Genomic DNA, 21,397 nt, shown 5'->3' on the forward strand with positions numbered 1-21,397 from the left:
TCCAAAAGGGAGATCTGCCATGGCAACGTTCATCCTCGTCCCCGGCGCGTGGCACGGCTCCTGGACGTTCGAGGCGGTGACTCCGCTGCTGGAGGCCGCCGGGCACACCGTCCACGCCCTGACCCTGACGGGACTGCGGCCCGACGAGGATGACCTGACTGTGGCACGCGCCAACCTCGACACACACGCCGATGACGTCGTGCGCCTGCTGGAGACCGCGCAGATCACCGACGCGACGCTCGTCGGACACAGCTATGGCGGGATGGTGATCTCAGCCGCGGCCGACCGCGCCGCGGGCCGCATCTCTCGTCTGGTTCATCTCGACGCCTACGTTCCGCGCGACGGCGAATCGTGTTGGTCCTTGACCACCGAGGCCTACCGGCAGTCGTTCGTCGATGGCGCGGCAGACACGGGTTACGCTGTGCGCCCACCGTTTCGGCCCCCGCACGGCGGCGAACCTCGCCGCCGCCCCCACCCACTGGCCTCCCTTGTCCAGAGCATCCGACTCACCGGCGCCGTCGATCGCATCCCCCGGCGCGACTTCATCTATTGCTCCGGGTGGGAAGACGACACTCCCTTCGCCGGACTCCGCGCCCGGCTCCGAGCCGCGCCCGGCTGGCACGTCCACGACATCCCATCCGGCCACAACGCGATGCGCGAGGCCCCAGGTGCCGTCGCCGACCTACTGCTGAGGTGAAGAGTGGGCGTGCCGCACCGCAACAGCCTGCCGACCGCAGAAGGTCCGAGCGGCCGGTGGGGCTGCGTGCGCCCAGGAGTCGTGGGAGCGGGCCGGGTGGTGGGTTACGTCAGGCGGATTTCGGCTACCGCTCGGCCGAAGAGCTTGCGGCCCTCCGAGATTCCGCTCAGCAGGACGGTTGCCGCGCGGCGATCGCTGTCGATCGACTTGATCTTTCCGGAGAATTCGATGACGCCTGCCTCGGCGGGGGGAACCGGAACGAACCCCGAGAAGCGGACGCTCAGTTTCTCGATGGCGGTCGGGTCGCCCAGCCAGTCGGTCAGGTACTGCGCGGCCAGGCCCATGGTGAGCAGGCCGTGCGCGACCACGGTGGGGAGCCCGGCCAGTTCGGCGGCGCGGTCGCTGAAGTGGATCGGGTTCGGGTCGCCGGAGACGCCCGCGTAGTTGGCCAGGTCGCCGCGAGTCAGGCGGGCGGTGGCGGGGGGAAGTTCGGTTCCCTTTGTCAGAGAGTCGAATTCGGGGGTGGTGTTGACCGCGACGGTTTCGCGCGCGGGGAGCGCGGGGGCAGGGCCGGTGTGGCGGATCAGGAGATCGCCCGCGCCGACGCCGCCGATGGTGTCGGGGCGCGGGTGCATGCTGATGTTCTCGACGGCCTCGACGATATTGGGGTCGACCTCGATGCCGCGGCGGGCCACGATCGTGGTGGTGCCCTGCACGGCGACCTGGTCGTGCTGGTTGCGCAGCTTGAAGCCGACGTTGATGAAGTCGTTGTCGCCGAACTGGCGGATCGACTCGATCTCGATCTCGGTGCTGATCCGGTCGCCGGCCAGCATCGGGTGGAACAGCTCGAAGACCTGGTCGGTCTGCAGCACCTGCGACAGGTCGTACTCGGTGAGCACGCTGTCGAGCAGGGCGCGGGTGGCGGTCATGCCGATCACCGACGCGAAGGTCGGCGGGGCGATCACCCCGTCGTAGCCGAGCTTGCGCGCGTCGACTTCCTGCTGATGGGCGGGGTGCAGATTCTGCACCGCGCGAGCGAATTCCCGGATCTTCTCGCGGCCGACTTCGTAGTGATCGCGGAACGCGAAGCGCTGACCGACCAGCGTCGCATCCGGGACCACAGCATCGATGTCCGGCTGCTCCACTGTCTGTTCCCTGCTCATGATCCGGAAAACATTACTTGTTCACCCATCTGGATCACCAGTTATGTGTGACCCGTCATAGCAGGCAGAACTGCCCACTACGACGGGTCTACGCACGATCAGGGAGTGCCCGCGGGATCACACACCTTCCAGCTACCGTCGGTGCGCTGCAGGTCGAACGTCCGCGCGGTCCGTTTCGACGGATCCGCCGTGGTGTACACCGTGGCCTGGGCCAGGGCGGTGTCACCGGTGATCCGGACCGCGTCCACGCTGTCGACGACCGGAATGGAACCGCGCTCGGTCGAGACATCGTGCACGCCCTTGAACTGCTCGGGACTGATGCCCTGATAGAACGTGTGCAGCTCGCCACACGTGCTCGCCCGCAGGTCCTCCAGGTCACCGCTGCGCAGCGCGTCGGTGTAGTCCCCGATCACCGCTTTCACCTGTCCCTCGGGCGAATCGTCCGCACCGCCCATCAGTGCCACGACCGTCGCGATCAAGGCGACGACCAGCACCGCGGCGCCACCGGCAGCCAGCAGCCACTTCTTGGACCGCTCGGCGCCGGGCGCACCGGCCTCCTCGCCCTGCGCGACCCCGATCCGCTGCGGCGGCGCCACCTGCCGCTGACCCTCGGCCAACTGCTGGGCGGGTCGAGTCGGCTGGATATCCGCGGGCGAAGGCGCCGATCCACCTGTCCGCTGCGGCGCACCCGGGCCGCGAGGCGGCGACGGCTGAGTCTCCTCGACTCCCTGCTGGTCGGAATCGGCCGGGGCGGTGCCACCGGGGGACTGGTTGCCCGCAGCCGCGAGTCCTGACAGACCGGCCGCAGCGGGTCCGAACTGCTGGGGACCGGCGGGTCCTCGCTCGCCGGCAGCCGCCGGGCCCTGCTGACCGGCGGGCCCGTGCTGGCTTCGGCCCTGTTGTCCTGGACCGACAGGCCCGGGTCCGCCGGGCCGCGAGCCGGCAGGCCCTTGCTGGCCGCGTGCTGGTCCCTGCCCGTATTGGCCGGGACCCGACGGTCCCTGCTGTCCCGGACCCGCGGGGTGCTGTCCGGGGCCGGTAGGACCGCCGAGCCCGGGCTGTCCGGCCTGTCGGGGACCGGCGGGACCGCGGGGCGTATTCGGCGGCGGCGTCATCGCGGGCCGCCCACCGGCGGGTGGCACCACCCGGTCGGTTCCGCCCGGCCCGGCGGTCTTCGCCCGCTGCACCGGCATCGCGGTGGTCGGCGCATCCGCCGCACTCACCGTCCGCATCGCCACGGTCCGATCATCGGACCCGGAGCCCGCGTCCTCGGGCCCACTGGTCTGGAACTTCTCGGTCGAGTCGACATCAACCGGCTTGTCGCCCCGCGAGTCACCCTGTCCCACAACAGCACCGGACTGCACGGCCCCGGACCCTGCTGCCCCGGACCCGGCGGCTGCGGACCCGGCGGCTGCGGACCCGGCTGCCCCGGACCCTGTGGCTGCGGACCCTGTGGCCGCGGACTGTGCGGCCGTGGATCCTGCGGCTGCGGACCCGGCGGCTGCGGACCCTGTCGCCGCGGACCGTGCGCCTGCTGCCTCGGCGTCCGCCGCTTGCTCGGCAGGTGAGGGTGCGGTGCTCGCGGGCCGTGAAGCTGTGGACCCGGTGGTCGTGACCGAGTCGGCTTCGGTGTTCGTCTTCGCCGCGGCGGTCGGGTCGTCCTTCTGCTCTGCGGTGGCGGACGCATTCGAATCAGCTTCGGCTGCGGTCCCTTCCGCGGAGCTGTCGCCGTCCTGCGCCCGTGTGTCGGAGCTGTCCTCGGCGTTCGACGCCGAGCCTCGCGCATCCGACGTCTCGTCGGATGCGCCGCTCGCCGCCGCGGCACCTGCGGCGACGGCGCCTGCCGCCGCTGCTCCCACCACCGCGCCACGTGCGGTGGTGTCATTCGGTGTGGGTTCGTCGCCGTACTCCGCATCCGACGCCGCCGCGAGATCGGCCCTGTTCATCGCGGCAGTCGGCACATCGGCCTGAGCCGATTTCGCCTGGGAGCCACCCATTTTCACCGTGCGGTCATCTGCCGAACCCCCGCGCCCCACCGACGGGTTCCGCCCGGGAATCGGCATCGCGGTCGTCGGCGCGTCCGGTCCGGCGATGTCGGAACCCTGCTCGTCCCGAGCCGCTGGGCCCGAAACCTTCGCTCGGTCGTCCCGGCTCCCGCCGGGCAACCCCTTCGACAATCCGGCCAACGGCGAGCCGCCGTCAGCTGAATCCTGTTCCGCCCCTTGGTCCGCTGATCGGCCATTCGATCCCGAGGGCGCGTTCCCCTGCCGCCCGGCGGAAGGCGAGCCACCACCGGGTCCGCCGACTCGCGCCTCGCCACCCGGTCCGGCGGGCTGCGATCCACCGCTCACATTGCTCGGTGCGCCCGCCTGCCGAGCGCCGGGCGCACCGGCGTTTCCACCCTCGACGCGAGGTCCACCGGCCCGCTGCGAATCTGGACCACCGCCCGGTCCGTACCCCGGATTCGGTCCACCACCTTGAGGGCTGGGCCCGCGCCCCGCTTGCGGCGATCCCGGGCCACCCGGCCCACGGCCCGCGGGCGGTCCACCCGCTTGCGCTGAACTGGGCCCGCCGCTCGGTCCGCGTCCCGCCTGCGGTCCACCCGCTTGCGGCGAACCCGGGCCGCTCGGCCCGCGTCCCGCTGGTTGTCCACCTGGCTGCTGCGAACCGGGACGACCGCTCGGCCCGAAACCCGCCTGGGGTCCACTCGGCCCGCGTCCCACGTGTGGTCCGCCGCCCTGCGGCGAACCGGGCCCGCCGGCCGGGCCCGCGGCACGCGGCCCGTTCTGGCCCGAATACGGTTGTGCACCGGGCGTATTGCCCGGGCGGCCTGAAGGTTGTTGAGTACCAGCAACATTGCCCGGCTGTCCCGTTCCCGGCCGCGCCCCACCGGGCGTGAACCCCGGGCGGCCCCACGACTGCTGTGCACCCGGTCCCGAAGACTGTTGCCCGCCAGGCACAGTGCCTTGTCGCGCGGAACCCTGTCCGGCGCCGGGCGCAGTGCTGTCCGGCCGCCCACCAGCGGCGTTACCCTGCGGCGCGCGGGGTCCTTCTTGTACAGATCCACTCTGCGCCCGCGATCCACCGGAAGCCATGGGCCCACCCGGGCGCTGAGGAGCACCGGATGCATCGGGACCACTCGGGCGCTGAGCACCACCAGGTGCATCGGGACCACCCGGGCGCTGAGCACCTCCGGGTTGATCGCCCTGCCCCGCGGCGGGCTGCGTCCCACCGGAACGTGCGTCCTGCACGCGCGCACCGTCATCGGGTCGACCCGGCAGATCTCCTCGCCGGATCACCACGGTCTCATCAGGACCCACCGGCGGTCTCGTCGCCCGGTCCGGCTCGGTGACCGACTCCGGTGCGCCGGGAGGGGACGCGGACGAATCGTCACGCTGGCCGGGCGCGCCGGGACCGGCGGACTCTGCTGCCGGGTTGTTCTCGTCGGTCGGGTCGGACACCTCTGTACCCCTCGCTCAGGCTCGAACGTTGCACTCTGCGCTCAGCCTAATAGGCACAGCGGCGAAGCGGTCCCAAGTCTCGCGCGCACGGCGGCGGCGAAGAGACAGGCAGGCTCCCGAGGTGCGACCGCCGAGTGGTCGCGAGCTTGCGCGCGCGATCGGAGCGAAGGGCGACAGCCGACGTCGCAGGGCCGGGTTCCGGGCGTGCCGCGCACAGCCCGAGCGAAGGTGAAGGCATGCGTGACGGGCGCTGCGCGGGCGAGACCGCCGGTCGCTGAGCGGCGGGCCGGTCGGCGACTGCCACAGCCTCGGTGCACAATGAACCCATGACCTCCTTCGGTGACCTGCTCGGACCGCAGCCGGTCCTCCTTCCCGAACTGATCGACGCCGAGGACGCCATTGCCGCGGGCACCGACCCGGTCGATGTCGCCGCGCAGTTCCCGGCCGCGTCGATCGCGTGGGCCCAGCTGGCGGAAGCCGCTCTGCAGCGCGCCGGCGGCGAGGTGAACCACGACACCGTCGCGGCATACGCCTTCGCCCGCACCGGCTACCACCGCGGCCTCGACCTGCTGCGGCGCAACGGCTGGAAGGGTTTCGGCCCCGTCCCGTGGAGTCACGAACCCAACCAGGGCTTCCTGCGCAGCGTCGGCGCGCTGGCGAGCGCCGCGAAGACGATCGGCGAGACCGAGGAGTACGCGCGCTGCCTCGACCTGCTCGAAGACTGCGACCCGCGCGCGGCGAACGAACTCGGCCTGGACTGAGCCAGTGGCCGGGTCCGAGTCGTAGGTGAGCGAACACAAGCCTTTCGTCGCCGTCGCCACTCCGGTTGTCGCGGCCGCCAAGGTCAGTACCGTCGGCCGGTACCGGGCGTCGATCGAGCGCCTGCGGCTCTCGGCGATTCCGATCATCCAGTGCGCGCTCGGCGCCGGGCTGGCGTGGTTCATCGCCCACAACCTCGTCGGCCACATCGAACCGTTCTTCGCCCCGACCGCCGCGGTGGTCTCCATCGGTATCTCGTTCGGTGCGCGAGTGCGCCGGTCGGTGGAACTGGTGGTGGGTGTCGCGGTCGGCATCGGCATCGGCGACCTGTTCATCGCGCAGGTCGGGACCGGCGTCTGGCAGGTGGCCCTGGTGGTCGGCGGCGCCATGTCGGTGTCGGTCTTTCTCGGCAGCGGCGCGCTCATGACCATGCAGGCGGCGGGTTCGGCCGTGCTGGTCTCGACCTTGAATCAGGCGCCCGGCGCGGGTCCGAACCGCATGATCGACGCCTTGATCGGCGGACTCGTCGGTGTGGTGATGGTCGCGCTGATCCCCCTGCACCCGGTGCGCCGCGCCCGCGAACACGCTGCCGGCGTGCTGTCGGTGATGAGCAAATCGATGATCACCTGCGCCGAGGGCCTGCTCGAACAGAACTCGACGAAGGTCTCCGACTCGCTGTCGGCGGTGCGCGACACCCAGCCCCAGATCGACGCCCTGCGCGACGCGCTCGCGGGCGGCCGTGAGATCAGCCGCATCTCACCGCTGTACTGGAACTCCCGAAAGCGTTTGGAACGCATCCACAACGCGGCCGATCCGCTCGACAACGCCGTTCGCAATACCCGCGTGCTGCTGCGCCGTTCGCTCACTCTGGTCCGCGACGACGAGGTCCTCGATCCGCGCCTGATCGACCTGGTCGACCAGCTGGGCCACGCCACCGACGTGGTCCGCAAGATGATGCTGGCCGATCCGGGCGAGCAACCCGATCAGGCCGAAGCTCTCACCTCGTTGCGCGGCGTCGCCAAGGCTGCCCGCCCCGAACTCGTTGTCGGGGCGGGCTTGTCGGCGCATGTGGTGTTCGCGCAGCTGCGCTCGATCGTGGTGGATCTGATGGTGGTGTGCGGAATGCAGCGCATCTCGGCGATCGCCCTGCTTCCGCCCACTGTGCCCAATCCGTATGTGACGCCCGAGGAGTGACTTCAGTTGCCGACGGGGGAAACGCGCGGGCGCCCCGATCGCAGCGAGAAACGCTTGCGATCGAAATCCCACGCCCGGTAGATCGGCCACTGCGAGGTGTGCATGATCCAGGCGCCGGTGATCACCGCGCGGTGGAACGGCACGATGGCGTAGCCCTGATTGGCGATGGTCTGCAGGCCGCGCAACTGGTACTGCCACCACACGTCCGGCGGGGTCTTGCGACGGCGCGCGGAGATCTCGGCCCGCAGCGTCGGCAGCTGGTCGATGCGCAGCTTCGCCTTCGACAGGCACAGCGCCAGGTCGAGGTCTTCGTGCAGGTCGCGACGGGTGGTGGTGGCGGCACGCACCTGGTCCCACGCCGAGCGCCGGATCGCCATATTGGCGCCGTGCACATTGCCGACGGGCTGGGTCTTGATCATCCCCAGCCGTTCCTGGCCGCCGATCGCGGCCGCGAGGAAGATGCCGATCGGGGAGTCGTGATAGGTGCTGATGCCGGTCACCGCCATGGTGTCCGAGTAGGAGTCGAGGTGGGCGCGCACGGTGGCGCCCCACTCGGGGGAGACCAGGGTGTCGGCGTCGATGCGGCCGAGGTAGTCGCCGCGGGCCTTGTCGAAGCCGGTGTTGCGAGCGAACGCGACGCCGGGCTGCGGCTCGCAGATCAGCTCGATCTTGGGATGTCGGGTGGCGAGTTCGGCGACGATCTCGCGGGTGTTGTCGGTGCTGCCGTTGTCGACGACGACGATCTCATCGATCGTGTCCTGGTCGACGAGGCGCTCGAGGCATGCGGTGATGCCCGCTGCTTCGTCGAGCGCCGGGATGACGACGGACAGGACAGCGGACGATCCGGTGGAGCTCATACGCAATTTCCGTTCCAGGGTCGATGCTGACCCGAGGCTAACGCCAGAATCGGGTCAATTGGCCACCATAGGCGGCCCACACCTCAGGTACCCCGGACAGTTCGAACAATGCGTAAACACCGTTGAAAAACACCTGACTCAGCGGGGTGAAAAAGATGACAGCGAACAGGATCAACATGCCGTAGGGCTTGAACTGATCGAGCGAGCGCCGGGTCTGGTAACTCAGCGACGGCTCGATGATGCCGTAGCCGTCCAGCCCCGGCACCGGCAGAATGTTCAGCAGAAACGCCGTGATCTGCAGAAACGCCAGAAAGCTGAGCCCGCACCAGAACGCGGGATGCTCGGCGACCGAGCCGAAAGCCCGGATCACGATCAGCAGCACCACCGCGCACAGCGCGTTCGACGCGGGTCCGACCGCGCTCACCAGGCGCTGCACACTCGTCTTGAACCGTGTCGTGTCCACATACACCGCACCGCCGGGCAACCCGATGCCACCGAGCGCGATGAACACCAGCGGCAGACCGATCGACAGCACCGGGTGGCTGTACTTCAGCGGATTCAGCGTGAGATACCCACGCACCTCCACCTCGTGATCGCCTGCCCGCCACGCCACATACGCGTGGGAGAACTCGTGCAGGCACAAACTGATGATCCAGCCGAACACCACGAGCACGAAGACGCCGACCTTGGCGCGCACCGAATCGATGTCGGCGTCCCAGGCGAGCGCACCGCCGCCCACGGTGATCAGGACGATCAGCAGGAAAACCGGGCTCGGCCGGACCGCGCTGTGCCCGGACCGCCGATCCGAGGGGAAGGAATAGGTCATCGCACCAATAGCCAGGGTTGTTCGAATCGATAGAAGGTCGAGCGGGGGACGGTGCGTTCGGCGGTGATCCCGTCGCGGGTGACGACCGCCCCCGGCGTCCCGAGCTGGGCGGCGCGGCCGGACACCCAGGTGCGCTTGCGCAGGCCCTTGCGCACTCGCGCGCGGACGCCGGGCATGGTCATCGTGGGCGAGATCAGCATCGTGGTGACCTTGCCGGTGAACAGCAGCGTGTCGTCGACATAGGCTTCGCCCTCGAGCTTCGCGCCGTCCACACCGGTGATGCTCGCGCGGCCGACCAGCACGGTGCCGGTGTCGTCGCGGATCAGCGGGGTCTCGATCGCCCGGCCCTCTACCGCGCGCTTCGCGGCGCCGTTGCCGGTTCCGGTCTGATAGACCCGCGAGGCGTAGGTGGTGTCGACCGGGACGAAACCGACTTCGACGTGCAATCGCTCGGTGCGCATCAGATGGGTGAGCACGGCCGCGAGCGAGGCATCGGCGCCGAGCACGATCAGGCGCGGCAGGCTGTCGGCGGCCAGCACCGGAAGCAACTCGTCGATCACCGCGACATCGGGGACACGCCCGGTCTGGGTGTTGGGTAACGAGGAGAGCGCGATCGGGACCGGCATTTCACCGCATCGGAGAACGTGGGTACTCAAACTGCGGTACACCCTCCTCGGTCACGCAAAATCACTGCCGACTGGTAACCGTAACCGATCAGGGCAGGTGCGGTAGGGCGGGGTCGAACCGCTCCGGCGGGGCAGGTCGACGGGACCTGATCAGGCGTCGGCTAGACTGTGTCTCCGGCCACCGCCTCAGTACGGCAGGTAGCTGCAGTGCCGCGTGTGCTGCCGTCGATCTGTAGGAGACTCCGAAATGCCGGCAATCGTCCTCATCGGTGCCCAATGGGGCGACGAGGGTAAGGGCAAAGCTACAGACCTGCTCGGTGAGCGGTTGCAGTGGGTGGTCCGATACCAGGGCGGCAACAATGCCGGCCACACGGTGGTTCTTCCCAATGGCGACAAGTTCGCGCTGCACCTGATTCCGTCCGGCATCCTCACCCCCGGTGTGAAGAACGTCATCGGTAACGGTGTCGTCGTCGACCCGGGCGTGCTGCTCGACGAACTGGCCGGTCTGGAAGAGCGCGGAGTCGACACCTCCGGCCTGCTGCTCTCCGCTGACGCGCACCTGATCATGCCGTATCACGTGGCCATCGATAAGGTCACCGAACGCTTCCTCGGCAACCGCAAGATCGGCACCACCGGTCGCGGTATCGGTCCCTGTTACCAGGACAAGGTCGCCCGCGTCGGCGTCAGGGTGGCAGACGTGCTCGACGAGAAGATCCTCACCCAGAAGGTCGAAGCCGCCCTGGAGTTCAAGAACCAGGTGCTGGTCAAGATCTACAACCGCCGCGCGCTCGACCCGCAGCAGGTGGTGGACGAGGTGCTCGAGCAGGCCGAATCGTTCAAGCACCGCATCTCCGACACCCGGCTCGAGCTGAACCTGGCGCTCGAGCGCGGCGACACCGTGCTGCTCGAAGGCTCGCAGGGCACGCTGCTCGACGTCGACCACGGCACCTACCCGTTCGTCACCTCGTCGAACCCGACCGCGGGTGGCGCGGCGGTGGGTTCGGGTATCGGACCGAACAAGATCGACACGGTGCTCGGCATTCTCAAGTGCTACACCACCCGCGTCGGCTCCGGCCCGTTCCCGACCGAGCTGTTCGACAACTTCGGTGAGTTCCTGGCCAAGAACGGCGGCGAGGTCGGTGTCACCACCGGTCGTGCGCGGCGTTGTGGCTGGTTCGACGCGGTGATCAGCCGGTACGCCACGCGCGTCAACGGGGTCACCGATTACTTCCTCACCAAGCTGGACGTGCTGTCCGGGCTGGATACCGTGCCGATCTGCGTGGCGTACGAGATCGACGGCAAGCGGGTCGAGCAGATGCCGACTACGCAGACCGAGTTCCACCACGCCAAGCCGATCTACGAGGAGCTGCCGGGTTGGTGGGAGGACATCTCCCACGCCCGCACCTTCGAGGAGCTGCCCGCCAACGCCCAGGCTTACGTGCTGCGGCTGGAAGAGCTGTCGGGTGCGCGGATCTCGTGCATCGGTGTGGGTCCGGGTCGCGACCAGACGATCGTTCGGCACGACGTGCTCGGGTGATGTGAGCCTGGGAAACCAGTCGGAGGTCCGGTGCCGGTTACGGCACCGGACCTTTGTTTTGGGTGGGGTTCCGAATATCGGTACTGGTCAGGGCGGTGTGCGCGAATTATGTGGACTCGCTATCGATTTGTGGCATCCAGCTGGCTAACGCTATCGTCGCGGGGCGGCACGCGGGGACGTGCCGTTCTCCTCGAGTGTTAGCGGGTGTCGGCGTGATCCGTCGGTCTGTGAATGTGAACTCTTCGACGGTGCGGCGGGTCGCTCGGCCGGTGATCGGGGTGGTGCCCATGGCGTTGGCCCTCGCCTGTGCGGGCGTCGCTATCGCGGTGCCGCAGCCCGGTGTGAATGTGGCTCCAGTGCAGCCGGGTGTCACCACCGAGTCGCCTGCCGACGAAGGCGGTCGCTCGGATCTGGCGAAGTTCGACGGTCCGGATTCGCTCGGGCATCTCACGCCTGAGCGTCCGGAGTCGCGCCCGGTGCCGGAGTACACCACCCCGGCCCCGCCGATCGTCATCGAGGAACTCCACCTTCCGGAGCCGGTCGAGCCGGTGGCCCCGATCGCCCCGCCCGAGCGGACACTGCGCATCGGCGACTTCACCAGCCCGGTCCCGGACGAGGTTCCGAACGACGTCCTCGATGGTGTGAACGGCACCGCCGCCGACGCCGAAGCCGCGATCGCCACCCAGGGCCGCTCGGTCGGCATCAACCCGAGCCGCTCGGACAAGATCGCCGCGGCGACCGTCGGTGGCGCGCTGGCCGGAGCCGCGATCGCGGGTGTTCCGGCTGCCGCGGTCGGCGCGGTCGGCGGCGGCCTCATCGGCGCCGGCATCGGTGCCGGGGTCGGCTTCGCGGTGGGCGCCGCGGGCACCGCGGGTGCGGCCGCGATTCTCGGTGCCGCGGCCGCGGTCCCGACCGCGGGCGCGAGCGCCCTGGCGGCGATTCCCGCGGGCTTTGCCCTGGCGTGGCCGATCGCAGCCGCCAGCACCGGTGCGGGCGCTGCCATCGGCGCCGCGGCGGGTGCGGCTACCGGCGCCGCAGTGCTCGGCGTCCCCGCAGCCGCGGCGGGTGCCGTCGCGGGCGGCGTGCTCGGCAGCGGTTACGGCGCGACTCTCTGATCGGTTGTCGGCCGGGCTCACCCATCGCCCGGTCCGGTCGGAACCCCGGCCGGACCGGGCGCTCGGCGTAATAGGTCCCAACCGCATGACCGTAGTTCTGCGATCCCGGTGGGAATCGGCCCCGGCGACCACTTCGGCGTCCTGATACTCGCCGGGGTAGCGTCGAGAAGGGTTTCGGACGGAGGTGGATGATGGCTCTGCGACGTGGGTCAGCCGCGGCGGCTCTGCTCGCGCTGGCGGTCCTGCCCGGTTGCGCCGCCCCGGACGCGCCGGCTCCCTCGCCCAGCGTCTCCCCGGTGAGTTCGGCGCCGCCGCCCGCGCAGACTCTCGCCCCCTCGCAGCAGCGCAACGAACGCATTCGCGGGATGCTCTATACCGTCGGTTGCACGAGTAACAGCTGCGTCCAGGTCTATTTCGCGTGTCTGGACGGCTACCTCACCGGTGAGCCGTGCCAGTTCTTCCGCGATCACCCACCCCCGCCCTGATTACTGTGTGCGGGTGAGGAATTCGCCGACGGCGGGGGCGAGGATCGAGATCTTGGGGTTGTGGCTCACGCCGGGGAGTTCGGCGAATCGCGCGTTCGGGAGCACCTGGGCGGCGGCCTTCGAGCCCTTGATGAGCAGCGGTGCGGTGCGGTCGCCCGCCAGTACGAGCACCGGCACCTCGACTCCTCGCCAGTCGGCGGGGTCCAGCTTCTTGCCCTGCATGTACGGCTTCATCACGGCCCAGTCGTGCGCGGTCGAGTTCGACGTTGCCGTCAGCGTCTTCCAGAAGGGTGTCACCCGCATCGCCGCCACCATGAGCAACGGCATCCCCATCGCCTTGGTCATGTAGTACCGCACGGTCTTCCCGCGATCGCCCGCCGCGATCATCGGGTGCAGCTTGGCTGCCAGATCCTTCGGTGGCACATGGCCTTTCGCGTCGACCACGAACGGTGGCTCGAACGCCACCACCTCGGTGACGCCGGGCACGGACCGCGCTGCCAGCAGCGCCAGCGCGGCGCCGGAGGACCAGCCGAACAGCGCCGCTTTCCCGCCCGCGGCCTCGACCAGCGCCGCGATATCGGCGATCTCGTTGGCCGCGTCGTACACGCCGGGGGAGTCGGTGCTGTCACCGCGCCCGCGCCGGTCGTAGTTGAGCACCCTGAGCCCGTAGTCGTCGGCCAGCGCCTGCGCGAGTTCGACCATCGTGGGGAACGCGCGGTAGCTGAAGGCGCCACCGATCAGGATGACGGTCCCGGCGGTCCCCTCACCGATCCGGTCGTAGGCGATCGTGGTGCCGTCGGCCGACGTCACAGTCTGCATGGGGGAATTCCTCTCGATAACGGGCCGCCTCGCTCGACGGTACGCGATCACCTCGACCGCAGGTCCGCGTGGGTTTCGCGGACCCGGCAGCTGGTACGAGCCGGGCGAGTCCGATCTTGTTCGTTGAGACGGGGCGCGTCGCGAGAATTCATCGGTGCGCTGCCGAACGGGTTGCCGATCAGAACAGCATCGGTTCACCGAAGCCCGGCGTCCGTTCGATCTCCAGCAGCCGCGCCTTGGTGCCGATCCCGCCCGGCGCCGAGAATCCGTGCAGCGCGTGATCGGCCGCGAGCACCCGATGGCAGGGAATGATGAGCGGCACCGGGTTGCGCCCCAGCGCTTGTCCGACGGCCTGCGCGGAGCCGGGAGCCCCGATCCGGCCGGCGATATCGCCGTAGCTGAGCGTGTGACCCGGGTCGATCTCGCGCGTCACCGCGTATACCGCGCGATGGAATTCCGGTGCACCCCGCAGGTCCACCTCGATCCAGCGCAGTGCGTCGACCGCTCCATCGAGGTGGGCGCGAATTCCCGCTATCGCCTCGACGATCACGGGCCCCGGCGCGCTCTCCGGCACCGGTGACCCGGCGAACGGCCGGGTGATCCGGGCGAGGGTTTCCTCCTCGCTGGCCTCGGGCAGCTGGAACCGGACAACGGCGTCACCGTGCCAGGCGATCGCGCACAGCCCGATAGCGGTGTCGAACAGTGCCGAGACCACCGTCTCGGTCTGCGTCGAGTCACTCATGATCACAGTGTGCGCCGACCCACCGACAAAGACACACTCACGCCGCGAGCGACCCTCGCTGCGTGTCTGTCGACTGGACTTCAAGGCCAGTTTCGTGCGACTGGACTGCATCGTCGACTACCTCGTAGGAACGCATCGCATCGAGATCCCGGTAGAGGCGTTGCTCGTCGTAGGTGCCGAATGCCCGGTCATGGGGCAGATATTGGAAGGGCCAGAAGGGTAGTTCGCCCTTCTTGGGCGAAAAGTGGTAGACCGCCAACCCGAAGGCAACGGCAACGGTGAGGGCTAGGAAAGTGGTCATGCCAGTAAGAATCCACCCACTGGCCTTGCTTAGAAATATCCACTTAGGGAATACTGGACTTTATGGCGACAAGAGTGATCGGTGCGGCAGGGTTGGCTCGCGACCTCGGCCGGTGGCGTGATCCCGAAACCGGCGGCGAGGCCGAACGCCGCCCGCACCGGCCCGCCTACCTGGCCCTGGCCGAAGCCATCCGCCTGCTGATCCACGACGGCCGCGCCCCACTCGGCGTGGCCCTGCCCAGCGAGCGCGATCTGGCGGGGACTCTCGGCGTCAGCCGCACCACCATCACCTCCACCTATTCGCTGCTGCGCGAACACGGCTACCTGATCAGCCGCCAGGGTTCTCGCAGCACTGTCGCGCTGCCGCCCGCGATCCAGCACGACGGCGCCAAGCCCAGCCGCGGCATCATGGCCCTGATGGCGCAGCCGGAACTGCCGACCATCGACATGACCTATGCCGCGATGCCCGCGTCCCCCGAACTCCACGACGCGTATTCGACAGCGCTGCAAGGAATCCCGTCCTACCTCGGCACCCACGGGATGGACCCGGTCGGCATCCTCGCGCTGCGCGAAGCACTGGCCCGCCGCTACACCGCGCGCGGTCTGCCGACGGAACCGGACCAGATCCTGGTGACCCTCGGTGCGCAGCACGGACTTCGGCTGCTCCTCAACGTGCTCGCCTCGCCCGGCGCCCGGGTTCTGATCGAGCACCCGTCCTACCCGAACGCCATCGAAGCCATCCGCGACGTCGGCGCCCGCCCCATTCCGATTCCGCTACGGCCCGAATTCCCTGATGCCGGTTGGGATCTCGAAGGTCTGCGCAGTACGGCGCGGCAGACCGCGGCCACCCTGGCCTACCTGGTTCCCGACTTCAACAACCCCACCGGACTGCTGCTCGGCGCCGAGGGCCGCGCCGAACTGGCCGCCATCGCCCGCGACACCAGGATGACCGTCGTCGTCGACGAGTCGATGGGCGAGCTGAACCTGTCGGACGGGACCATGCCCCCGCCGGTGGCCGCGTTCGCGAAGGGCTCGGAGATCGTCACCATCGGTTCGGCGTCGAAGTCGTTCTGGGGTGGCCTGCGGGTCGGCTGGATCCGTACCAGTCAGCCGCTGATCACCAAACTGCTCGGCATCCGCTCCACGGTCGACCTCGGCACCCCGGTGATGGATCAGCTGGCCACCGTCCACCTGCTCGAGAACGCCGAACCCATTCTCGAGCGTCGTCGCGAACAGCTGCGCGCCCAGCGCACCGCCCTGCTCGACGCCGTCGCCGAAGACCTCCCCGGCTGGCACATCACGGTCGGCGCGGGCGGTATGTCGGTGTGGGCCCAGCTGCCGAGCCCGGTTTCCACCGCGCTCGCCGCCACCGCGCCCAATCACGGCGTATTGCTGGCCGCCGGACCACGTTTCGGCGTCCAGGGCGCGTTCGAGCGTTTCGTCCGGCTGCCGTACACCCACCCCGAAGCCGAGCTACGCATCGCCGTCAAATCCATCGCCGCGGCCTACGACGCCCTCACGCCCCGCGCCGCCGATCCGCTCCAGCCACTCACCTGCTACTGAACGCGCACGGGTTGTGCCCGGTGGAAGCCGGTTCGGGGCGCACGGTTTCGTACCCCGCCCCGAACATGAACAGCACCGAGGCCACCAACCCCAGCGCGGTCAGCGGCACCGCGACGGCGCCGCGTTCGGACGGATAGCGGAACAGCAGCACCAGCAGACACAGCAGCGAAACGGCGGCGGCCAGCAGCATCCCGGTCGCCAGCCCGTTCAGCACGCTCACCATCACCGGCACCGGTGCCGCACTGTGGCAATGGTTTTCGGCGATCTGCGCGGTACGGGTGTCGAACAATCCCTCGGCCAGGATGAAGCACAGCACTGCCGCGCCGAAGGTGGTGACCGCGATGAGGGCGGCGAGCACCTTCGGTGGGGTTCTGACGGTTCGGAACCTCGGCCTGTCGTCGATAGTGGAAAACTTTACCGACGACAGGCCGCCAAATCAGTCAGCCCAGACCGTTTCGATCGGTGTCGCGACGTTCGGCGGGGGAGTGGGTGTGCCGCCCGGTGTGCGCGAGAAGCGCGGCGCGGGCGCGTGCTGGACCACACCGTCGATGTCGATCAGGCCGGTACGGGCCACGATGTGCGGGTTCTCGGTGGCCTCGGTGAAGGTCAGCACCGGTGTGGTGCAGGCATCGGTGCCGTCGAAGATCGCGGCCCACTCGTCGCGGGTCTTCGTCAGGAACTTGTCGGTGAACAGCTTGCGCAGCTGTTCCTGACCGTTCGGGTCGATCTGCATCGGCAGACCTTCCGGGTCGATCTCCAGCCCGGCCAGCAGTTCGGCGTAGAACTGCGGCTCGATCGCGCCGACGGCCATGTACTTGCCGTCGGAGGTCTCATAGGTGTCGTAGAAGGCCATGCCGGTATCGAGCAGGTTGGTGCCGCGCTCGTCGGACCACAGGCCGACCCCGCGCATACCCCAGATCATGTGCGAAAGGGCAAGCGCGCCATCGATCATCGCGGCGTCGATCACCTGGCCCTTGCCGGAATTCTGCCGCTCCACCAGCGCGGCGAGCACGCCGAACACCAGGAACATCGAGCCGCCACCGAAGTCGCCGACCATGTTCAGCGGCGGCACCGGCCGCTCGCCCTTGCGCCCGATGGCATTGAGCACACCGGTGAGCGAGATGTAGTTGATGTCGTGTCCCGCGCGATCGGCGAGCGGGCCGTGCTGGCCCCAGCCTGTCATCCGGCCGTACACCAGGCGCGGGTTGCGGGCCAGCGCCTCGTCGGGTCCGAGGCCCATGCGCTCGGTGACGCCGGGGCGGAAGCCCTCGAGCAGCACGTCGGCCTTCTCGACCAGGTCGAGGATCTTGGCGACGTCGGCGGGGTCCTTCAGATTCGCCTCGACGATCGTTCGCCCGCGCCACTGGGGGCGTTCCATGAAGCCGGGCAGCTGGTTCGGGCGCTGCACGCGCACCACGTCGGCCCCGAGGTCGGCCAGCAGCAGCGCGGCGTGCGGACCTGGCCCGATGCCTGCCAACTCGATGACCTTGATGCCCGCAAGGGGCCCCTGCTTGGCGGTGGACTCCGTGCTCACGCGGTGACCTCAGTTCGTCGTCGAACGGTATTGACACTCCGACAATAGCGCTGGGGTGGCGGCTCGGGTAGAGCATGGGCGAGAATTCGCACGAGCGCGACTCGGCGTGGCAACGGGAGGACCCGATAGTGGGCGTGTGGGGTGAGGTCGTTGTCGGCCTTGTCATTCTGGTCGGCATCGTCGGCGTGATCGTACCGATTCTGCCGGGCGTGATCCTCATCTTCGCGGCAATCGCGGTGTGGGCGTTCATGACCGGCGGTACGACGGCCTGGACGGTGCTGGCGATCGCCACCGTCGCGCTGGCGCTCTCCGGCATCGTGAAGTACACCTGGCCGGGCAAGCGGATGCGCGAAGCCGGAGTGTCGAACCGTGCGCTGCTGGCCGGTGCGGTGCTCGGCATCGCCGGCTTCTTCGTGATCCCGATCGTCGGCCTGTTCATCGGCTTCGTGCTCGGTGTGTACCTGGCCGAGCTGTACCGCTTGAAGACCAACGACCTGGCCTGGCCCGCGACCGTGCACGCGCTCAAGGGCGTCGGCTTGTCGATGCTGGTCGAGTTGTTCGGCGCGCTGATCGCGTCCGGTGTGTGGCTCACCGGCGCGATCATCAGCTGACTACTCGATGATCGGCAGCGGACGGGTGTGGTCGTCCGCGCCGGGGAGCTGATTGCGCGGGATCGGGATAGTCGGATTCTCGGTGCGGGGTAGCGGCTCGGATTTCGGGCGACGCACCGCGGGCAGCCGGTAGAACTCGCGGGCATTGTCCTCGAGCACCGCGTGGATATCGGAGCCGACCACCTGCGAGATCAGGTCCACATCGCGCTCCTCGAACGGCCTGCCTGCGCGCGTGCCGGGCAGATCGCTGCCGAACATCAGCGCACCCGGGTTGACGGTGTGGATGCGTCGCAGCGTCTCGGCCACATCCATCTCGACCCGGCCGAACCCGGTCGCCTTCACCCTGGCGCCGCGGTCCACCAGGTCGAGCAGGTACGGCAGACCCTCGTCGGACATGCCGAGATGGTCGATCGAGAGCGCGGGCAGCTTCGAGATCACCGGTTGCAGCGAGGCCAGCATCTGACCGTCGATGTAGAGCTCCACGTGCCAGCCCGCCAGTTCGTGGGCGCGCAACGCCTGCAATGTCATCTCGGTGATGTCGGCGGCGGCGCGCTTGAGGTTGAACCGCAGGGCGCGTACGCCTGCCCGGTTCAGCGCGAGGATCTCGTCGTCGGTGGCGTCGAGATCGAGCCGGGTCACGCCGACCCAGTCGGGACCGAGCGCGGCCAGTGCTGCCTTCAGGTACGTCTGATCAGCGCCTTGGAAAGACGCGCTGACAACAGCACCGCCGCGAACATCGAAGTGCGCCATACGCTTTCGATAGTCATCGATCACGTAGGGCTCGGGGAGATAGCCTTCGTTCTCGATCAGCGGAAACCGCGGATCGATGATGTGGACGTGGGCATCGAACACCAGTACAGAATGCCTTATCTCTGCGGCGCGAGCGCGCTCAACGTCGCGCCCCCACTAGGACGGGACCACTGAAACCCCGAGTTCTGCCATGACAGCACACCCAACTCCCGCACATCCCGACCCCGAGGAGGGATCGGCGGGCCATTCAGGGCCGCGAACACGCGCGCGCCAGCGCGCCGAAAACTCAGGCCTTGTTCGGCTCGGAGGCGCGCAGCATGTCCTCGCGCTCCACGACCTTCACGCGCTCACGGCCTTCGGGCTCGCCGAGGGCGCGCTCGTGGGCGTCGAGGCGGTACCAGCCCGCCCAGGTGGTGAACGGGATGCCCTTGCCCTCGAGGAACTCGGTGACGGCGTCGAGCTCGGGCTTCGGCGCGGGGGCGAAGGCCTTGGCGTCGTCGAGCAGGCAGGCGATGGTCTCGTTGGCGTCGCCCTTGGTGTGGCCGATGAGGCCGACCGGGCCGCGCTTGATCCAGCCGGTCACGTAGGTGGCGGGCATGAATCGGGCGTCACCTTCGGCGGTGTCGTCGGCGATCACGCGGCCGGCCTCGTTGGGCACCGTGCCCGCCTGATCGTCGAACGGCAGCTGGGTGACGTTCTGCGAGAGGTAGCCCACGGCGCGGTACACGGCCTGGATGTCCCAGTCGGTGAAGTTGCCGGTGCCCTTGACGTTGCCGGTGCCGTCGAGCTGGGTGCGTTCGGTCTTCAGGCCGACGACCTTGCCGTCTGCGCCGAGGACCTCCGAGGGCGATTCGAAGAAGTGCAGGAACAGCTTGTGCGGGCGGTCGCCGTGGTCGCGGATGGCCCACTGCTCCAAGGTGTTGGCGACCATGTCGACCTGCTTGGAGTTACGGCGCGCGGCTTCGGAGCCCTCGTCGTAGTCGATGTCCTCGGGGTTGACGATGACCTCGATCGTCGGCGAGTGATCCAGTTCGCGCAGCTCGAGGGGCGTGAACTTGGCCTGCGCGGGACCACGACGACCGAACACGTGGACCTCGAGGGCTTTGTTGCCCTTGAGACCTTCGTAGACGTTCGGCGGGATCTCGGTCGGCAGCAGTTCGTCACCGGTCTTGGCGAGCACGCGCGCGACGTCGAGGGCGACGTTGCCGACACCGAGGACCGCGACCTTCTCGGCGTCGAGTGGCCAGGAACGCGGGACGTCGGGGTGGCCGTCGTACCAGGACACGAAGTCCGCGGCGCCGTAGGAGCCGTCGAGGTCGATGCCGGGGATGGCCAGGGCGCGGTCGGCGTTGGCGCCGGTGGAGAAGATGACCGCGTCGTAGAACTGGCGCAGGTCGTCGAGGGTGATGTCGGTGCCGTAGTCGATGTTGCCGAGCAGGCGGACCTGGTCCTTGTCGAGGACCTTGTGCAGGGCGGTGATGATGCCCTTGATGCGCGGGTGGTCAGGGGCGACGCCGTAGCGGATCAGGCCGAAGGGCGCGGGCATACGCTCGTAGAGGTCGATGCTCACGTCGGCATCGGACTTCATCAACGCGTCGGCGGCGTAGATACCGGCCGGTCCCGCACCCACGATCGCAATGCGAAGTGGGCGAGTCGCTGCACTCTGTTCGGTCATTTCTACGCGCACCCTTTGGTCGAGAACTGATTTGACGGCGTCAACTTAGCTTAGGCTAAGTCGGACATCCGCTTACTGGCAGCTGCCATCGACGTCGGCAGCCGACCGCAATCAAGGCGATTCTAGCTGCGGCGTTGCAGCCACCCGGCGCGCGGTGTAGCTGCCCGCGCGGGTCTGTCAGGATTACAGCATGAACGAGGAGCAAACAGGCTCGGATGACCAGCCCGTAGTGGTGGATCAGACCGACAAGCGTTCCATCGTCCCGTTCGTCGCGGCCGCGGTGATCGCGATCATCGTGCTCATCGGCATCGTGGCGGGTGGACTGCTCTCACCCGCTGAGAAAAATGTCACAGAGGCCGACCGTCTCGCGGCCGCCGTCACCAACTATATCGACGCGCGCTCGCGCAGCGACCTCCGTCCGCCGACCGGTGTGGCCTGCCCCGGGTTCGACGAGGAGAAATCCGGCCTCGGCGAACAGCTCGGTGGCCCGAAATCCACTGTCACGATCGACGGCAAGGGTTTCGAGAACGCCACCGTCAACGGCGACCGCGCCAAGATCGACGCGGCGCTCGTGGTCAACGGCAACCCGGCGGCGAGCAACTGGAAACTGACCCGCGTCGACAGCGCGTGGCTGGTGTGTTCCTTCTGAATCGTTTGACACGATGACCGGTGCCGAGGCAATC

At 68.7% G+C, this 21,397-nt stretch carries 22 protein-coding genes; 10 read left to right on the plus strand and 12 right to left on the minus strand.

Annotated elements, in window-relative coordinates:
- Positions 1–19: 19 nt before the first annotated feature.
- Positions 20–697: an alpha/beta fold hydrolase gene (locus ACWFRF_RS21225; RefSeq protein ID WP_452451838.1), complete on the plus strand. Its 678-nt coding sequence runs from the start codon at positions 20–22 to the stop codon at positions 695–697.
- Between the two features lie 104 nt (positions 698–801).
- Here the strand turns inward: ACWFRF_RS21225 and ACWFRF_RS21230 are convergent, their stop codons facing one another.
- Both ACWFRF_RS21230 and ACWFRF_RS21235 read right to left on the minus strand, forming a co-directional pair.
- Positions 802–1,860 carry a fused (3R)-hydroxyacyl-ACP dehydratase subunits HadA/HadB gene (locus ACWFRF_RS21230; protein ID WP_452451840.1) on the minus strand — a complete coding sequence of 353 codons (1,059 nt, stop codon included), beginning with the start codon at positions 1,858–1,860 and terminating at the stop codon, positions 802–804.
- A 98-nt stretch (positions 1,861–1,958) separates the two neighbouring features.
- Positions 1,959–3,206, minus strand: a complete 1,248-nt coding sequence (locus tag ACWFRF_RS21235) for an Rv0361 family membrane protein (protein ID WP_452451842.1) — start codon at positions 3,204–3,206, stop codon at positions 1,959–1,961.
- 127 nt (positions 3,207–3,333) lie between these two features.
- On the opposite strand from ACWFRF_RS21235, the gene ACWFRF_RS21240 reads away from it, so the two are divergent.
- From ACWFRF_RS21240 to ACWFRF_RS21250, 3 genes are all read left to right on the plus strand, one after another.
- On the plus strand, positions 3,334–3,831 hold the full coding sequence (locus ACWFRF_RS21240; protein WP_452451843.1) for a hypothetical protein: 498 nt from the start codon (positions 3,334–3,336) through the stop codon (positions 3,829–3,831).
- Positions 3,832–5,647: 1,816 nt separating this feature from the next.
- On the plus strand, positions 5,648–6,082 hold the full coding sequence (locus ACWFRF_RS21245; RefSeq protein ID WP_378633595.1) for a DUF3151 domain-containing protein: 435 nt from the start codon (positions 5,648–5,650) through the stop codon (positions 6,080–6,082).
- Between the two features lie 25 nt (positions 6,083–6,107).
- Positions 6,108–7,274: an FUSC family protein gene (locus ACWFRF_RS21250; protein ID WP_378995891.1), complete on the plus strand. Its 1,167-nt coding sequence runs from the start codon at positions 6,108–6,110 to the stop codon at positions 7,272–7,274.
- Between the two features lie 2 nt (positions 7,275–7,276).
- Here ACWFRF_RS21250 and ACWFRF_RS21255 read toward each other — a convergent pair whose 3' ends face one another.
- From ACWFRF_RS21255 to ACWFRF_RS21265, 3 genes are read right to left on the minus strand one after another with little or no spacing between them, the layout of a single operon-like run.
- Positions 7,277–8,131, minus strand: coding sequence for a glycosyltransferase family 2 protein (locus ACWFRF_RS21255; protein ID WP_378995893.1), 855 nt, complete (start codon positions 8,129–8,131; stop codon positions 7,277–7,279).
- Between the two features lie 37 nt (positions 8,132–8,168).
- Positions 8,169–8,957, minus strand: coding sequence for a site-2 protease family protein (locus ACWFRF_RS21260; protein ID WP_378655872.1), 789 nt, complete (start codon positions 8,955–8,957; stop codon positions 8,169–8,171).
- Complete coding sequence (locus ACWFRF_RS21265) at positions 8,954–9,583, minus strand: hypothetical protein (RefSeq protein WP_378633606.1); 630 nt, start codon at positions 9,581–9,583, stop codon at positions 8,954–8,956. Before ACWFRF_RS21265 ends, ACWFRF_RS21260 begins: the two co-directional genes overlap by 4 nt.
- A 247-nt stretch (positions 9,584–9,830) precedes the next feature.
- Here ACWFRF_RS21265 and ACWFRF_RS21270 point away from each other — a divergent pair, with 247 nt between their 5' ends.
- From ACWFRF_RS21270 to ACWFRF_RS21280, 3 genes are all read left to right on the plus strand, one after another.
- Entirely contained in the window at positions 9,831–11,120 is a 1,290-nt protein-coding gene (locus tag ACWFRF_RS21270) for an adenylosuccinate synthase (protein ID WP_378995895.1), read from the plus strand.
- A 233-nt stretch (positions 11,121–11,353) separates the two neighbouring features.
- Positions 11,354–12,235 carry a hypothetical protein gene (locus ACWFRF_RS21275; RefSeq protein WP_387445467.1) on the plus strand — a complete coding sequence of 294 codons (882 nt, stop codon included), beginning with the start codon at positions 11,354–11,356 and terminating at the stop codon, positions 12,233–12,235.
- Between the two features lie 191 nt (positions 12,236–12,426).
- Positions 12,427–12,720, plus strand: coding sequence for a hypothetical protein (locus ACWFRF_RS21280; RefSeq protein ID WP_378995899.1), 294 nt, complete (start codon positions 12,427–12,429; stop codon positions 12,718–12,720).
- On the opposite strand, the gene ACWFRF_RS21285 is transcribed toward ACWFRF_RS21280, so the two are convergent.
- The 3 genes from ACWFRF_RS21285 to ACWFRF_RS21295 all read right to left on the minus strand — a co-directional run bounded on the left by ACWFRF_RS21285 (position 12,721) and on the right by ACWFRF_RS21295 (position 14,582).
- Positions 12,721–13,539, minus strand: coding sequence for an alpha/beta fold hydrolase (locus tag ACWFRF_RS21285; protein ID WP_452451848.1), 819 nt, complete (start codon positions 13,537–13,539; stop codon positions 12,721–12,723). It lies immediately after the preceding gene.
- A gap of 178 nt (positions 13,540–13,717) precedes the next feature.
- Positions 13,718–14,281 (minus strand): methylated-DNA--[protein]-cysteine S-methyltransferase, encoded by a 564-nt coding sequence (locus ACWFRF_RS21290; protein ID WP_378995904.1) that lies wholly within the window; start codon positions 14,279–14,281, stop codon positions 13,718–13,720.
- Between the two features lie 37 nt (positions 14,282–14,318).
- Positions 14,319–14,582 carry a hypothetical protein gene (locus ACWFRF_RS21295; protein WP_452451850.1) on the minus strand — a complete coding sequence of 88 codons (264 nt, stop codon included), beginning with the start codon at positions 14,580–14,582 and terminating at the stop codon, positions 14,319–14,321.
- Positions 14,583–14,644: 62 nt separating this feature from the next.
- Here ACWFRF_RS21295 and yczR point away from each other — a divergent pair, with 62 nt between their 5' ends.
- Complete coding sequence (yczR, locus tag ACWFRF_RS21300) at positions 14,645–16,144, plus strand: MocR-like transcription factor YczR (RefSeq protein ID WP_378995908.1); 1,500 nt, start codon at positions 14,645–14,647, stop codon at positions 16,142–16,144.
- On the opposite strand, the gene ACWFRF_RS21305 is transcribed toward yczR, so the two are convergent.
- Together ACWFRF_RS21305 and ACWFRF_RS21310 are read right to left on the minus strand one after the other, a co-directional pair.
- The gene (locus ACWFRF_RS21305) at positions 16,131–16,502 is read right to left on the minus strand and encodes a hypothetical protein (protein WP_379314018.1); all 372 of its coding nucleotides are present in this window, start codon (positions 16,500–16,502) and stop codon (positions 16,131–16,133) included. The genes yczR and ACWFRF_RS21305 overlap by 14 nt on opposite strands.
- 78 nt (positions 16,503–16,580) lie before the next feature.
- Positions 16,581–17,678, minus strand: a complete 1,098-nt coding sequence (locus ACWFRF_RS21310; protein WP_378633631.1) for a CaiB/BaiF CoA transferase family protein — start codon at positions 17,676–17,678, stop codon at positions 16,581–16,583.
- A gap of 128 nt (positions 17,679–17,806) precedes the next feature.
- On the opposite strand from ACWFRF_RS21310, the gene ACWFRF_RS21315 reads away from it, so the two are divergent.
- Positions 17,807–18,289, plus strand: coding sequence for a DUF456 domain-containing protein (locus tag ACWFRF_RS21315; RefSeq protein WP_379314021.1), 483 nt, complete (start codon positions 17,807–17,809; stop codon positions 18,287–18,289).
- Here the strand turns inward: ACWFRF_RS21315 and ACWFRF_RS21320 are convergent, their stop codons facing one another.
- The gene (locus ACWFRF_RS21320; protein WP_378995910.1) at positions 18,290–19,141 is read right to left on the minus strand and encodes an amidohydrolase family protein; all 852 of its coding nucleotides are present in this window, start codon (positions 19,139–19,141) and stop codon (positions 18,290–18,292) included.
- Between the two features lie 184 nt (positions 19,142–19,325).
- On the minus strand, positions 19,326–20,714 hold the full coding sequence (locus ACWFRF_RS21325; RefSeq protein WP_449967861.1) for an FAD-dependent oxidoreductase: 1,389 nt from the start codon (positions 20,712–20,714) through the stop codon (positions 19,326–19,328).
- A gap of 190 nt (positions 20,715–20,904) precedes the next feature.
- On the opposite strand from ACWFRF_RS21325, the gene ACWFRF_RS21330 reads away from it, so the two are divergent.
- The gene (locus ACWFRF_RS21330) at positions 20,905–21,363 is read left to right on the plus strand and encodes an Rv0361 family membrane protein (protein WP_378996041.1); all 459 of its coding nucleotides are present in this window, start codon (positions 20,905–20,907) and stop codon (positions 21,361–21,363) included.
- Positions 21,364–21,397: the final 34 nt, after the last annotated feature.

Source organism: Nocardia sp. NPDC055165, from assembly GCF_053606985.1.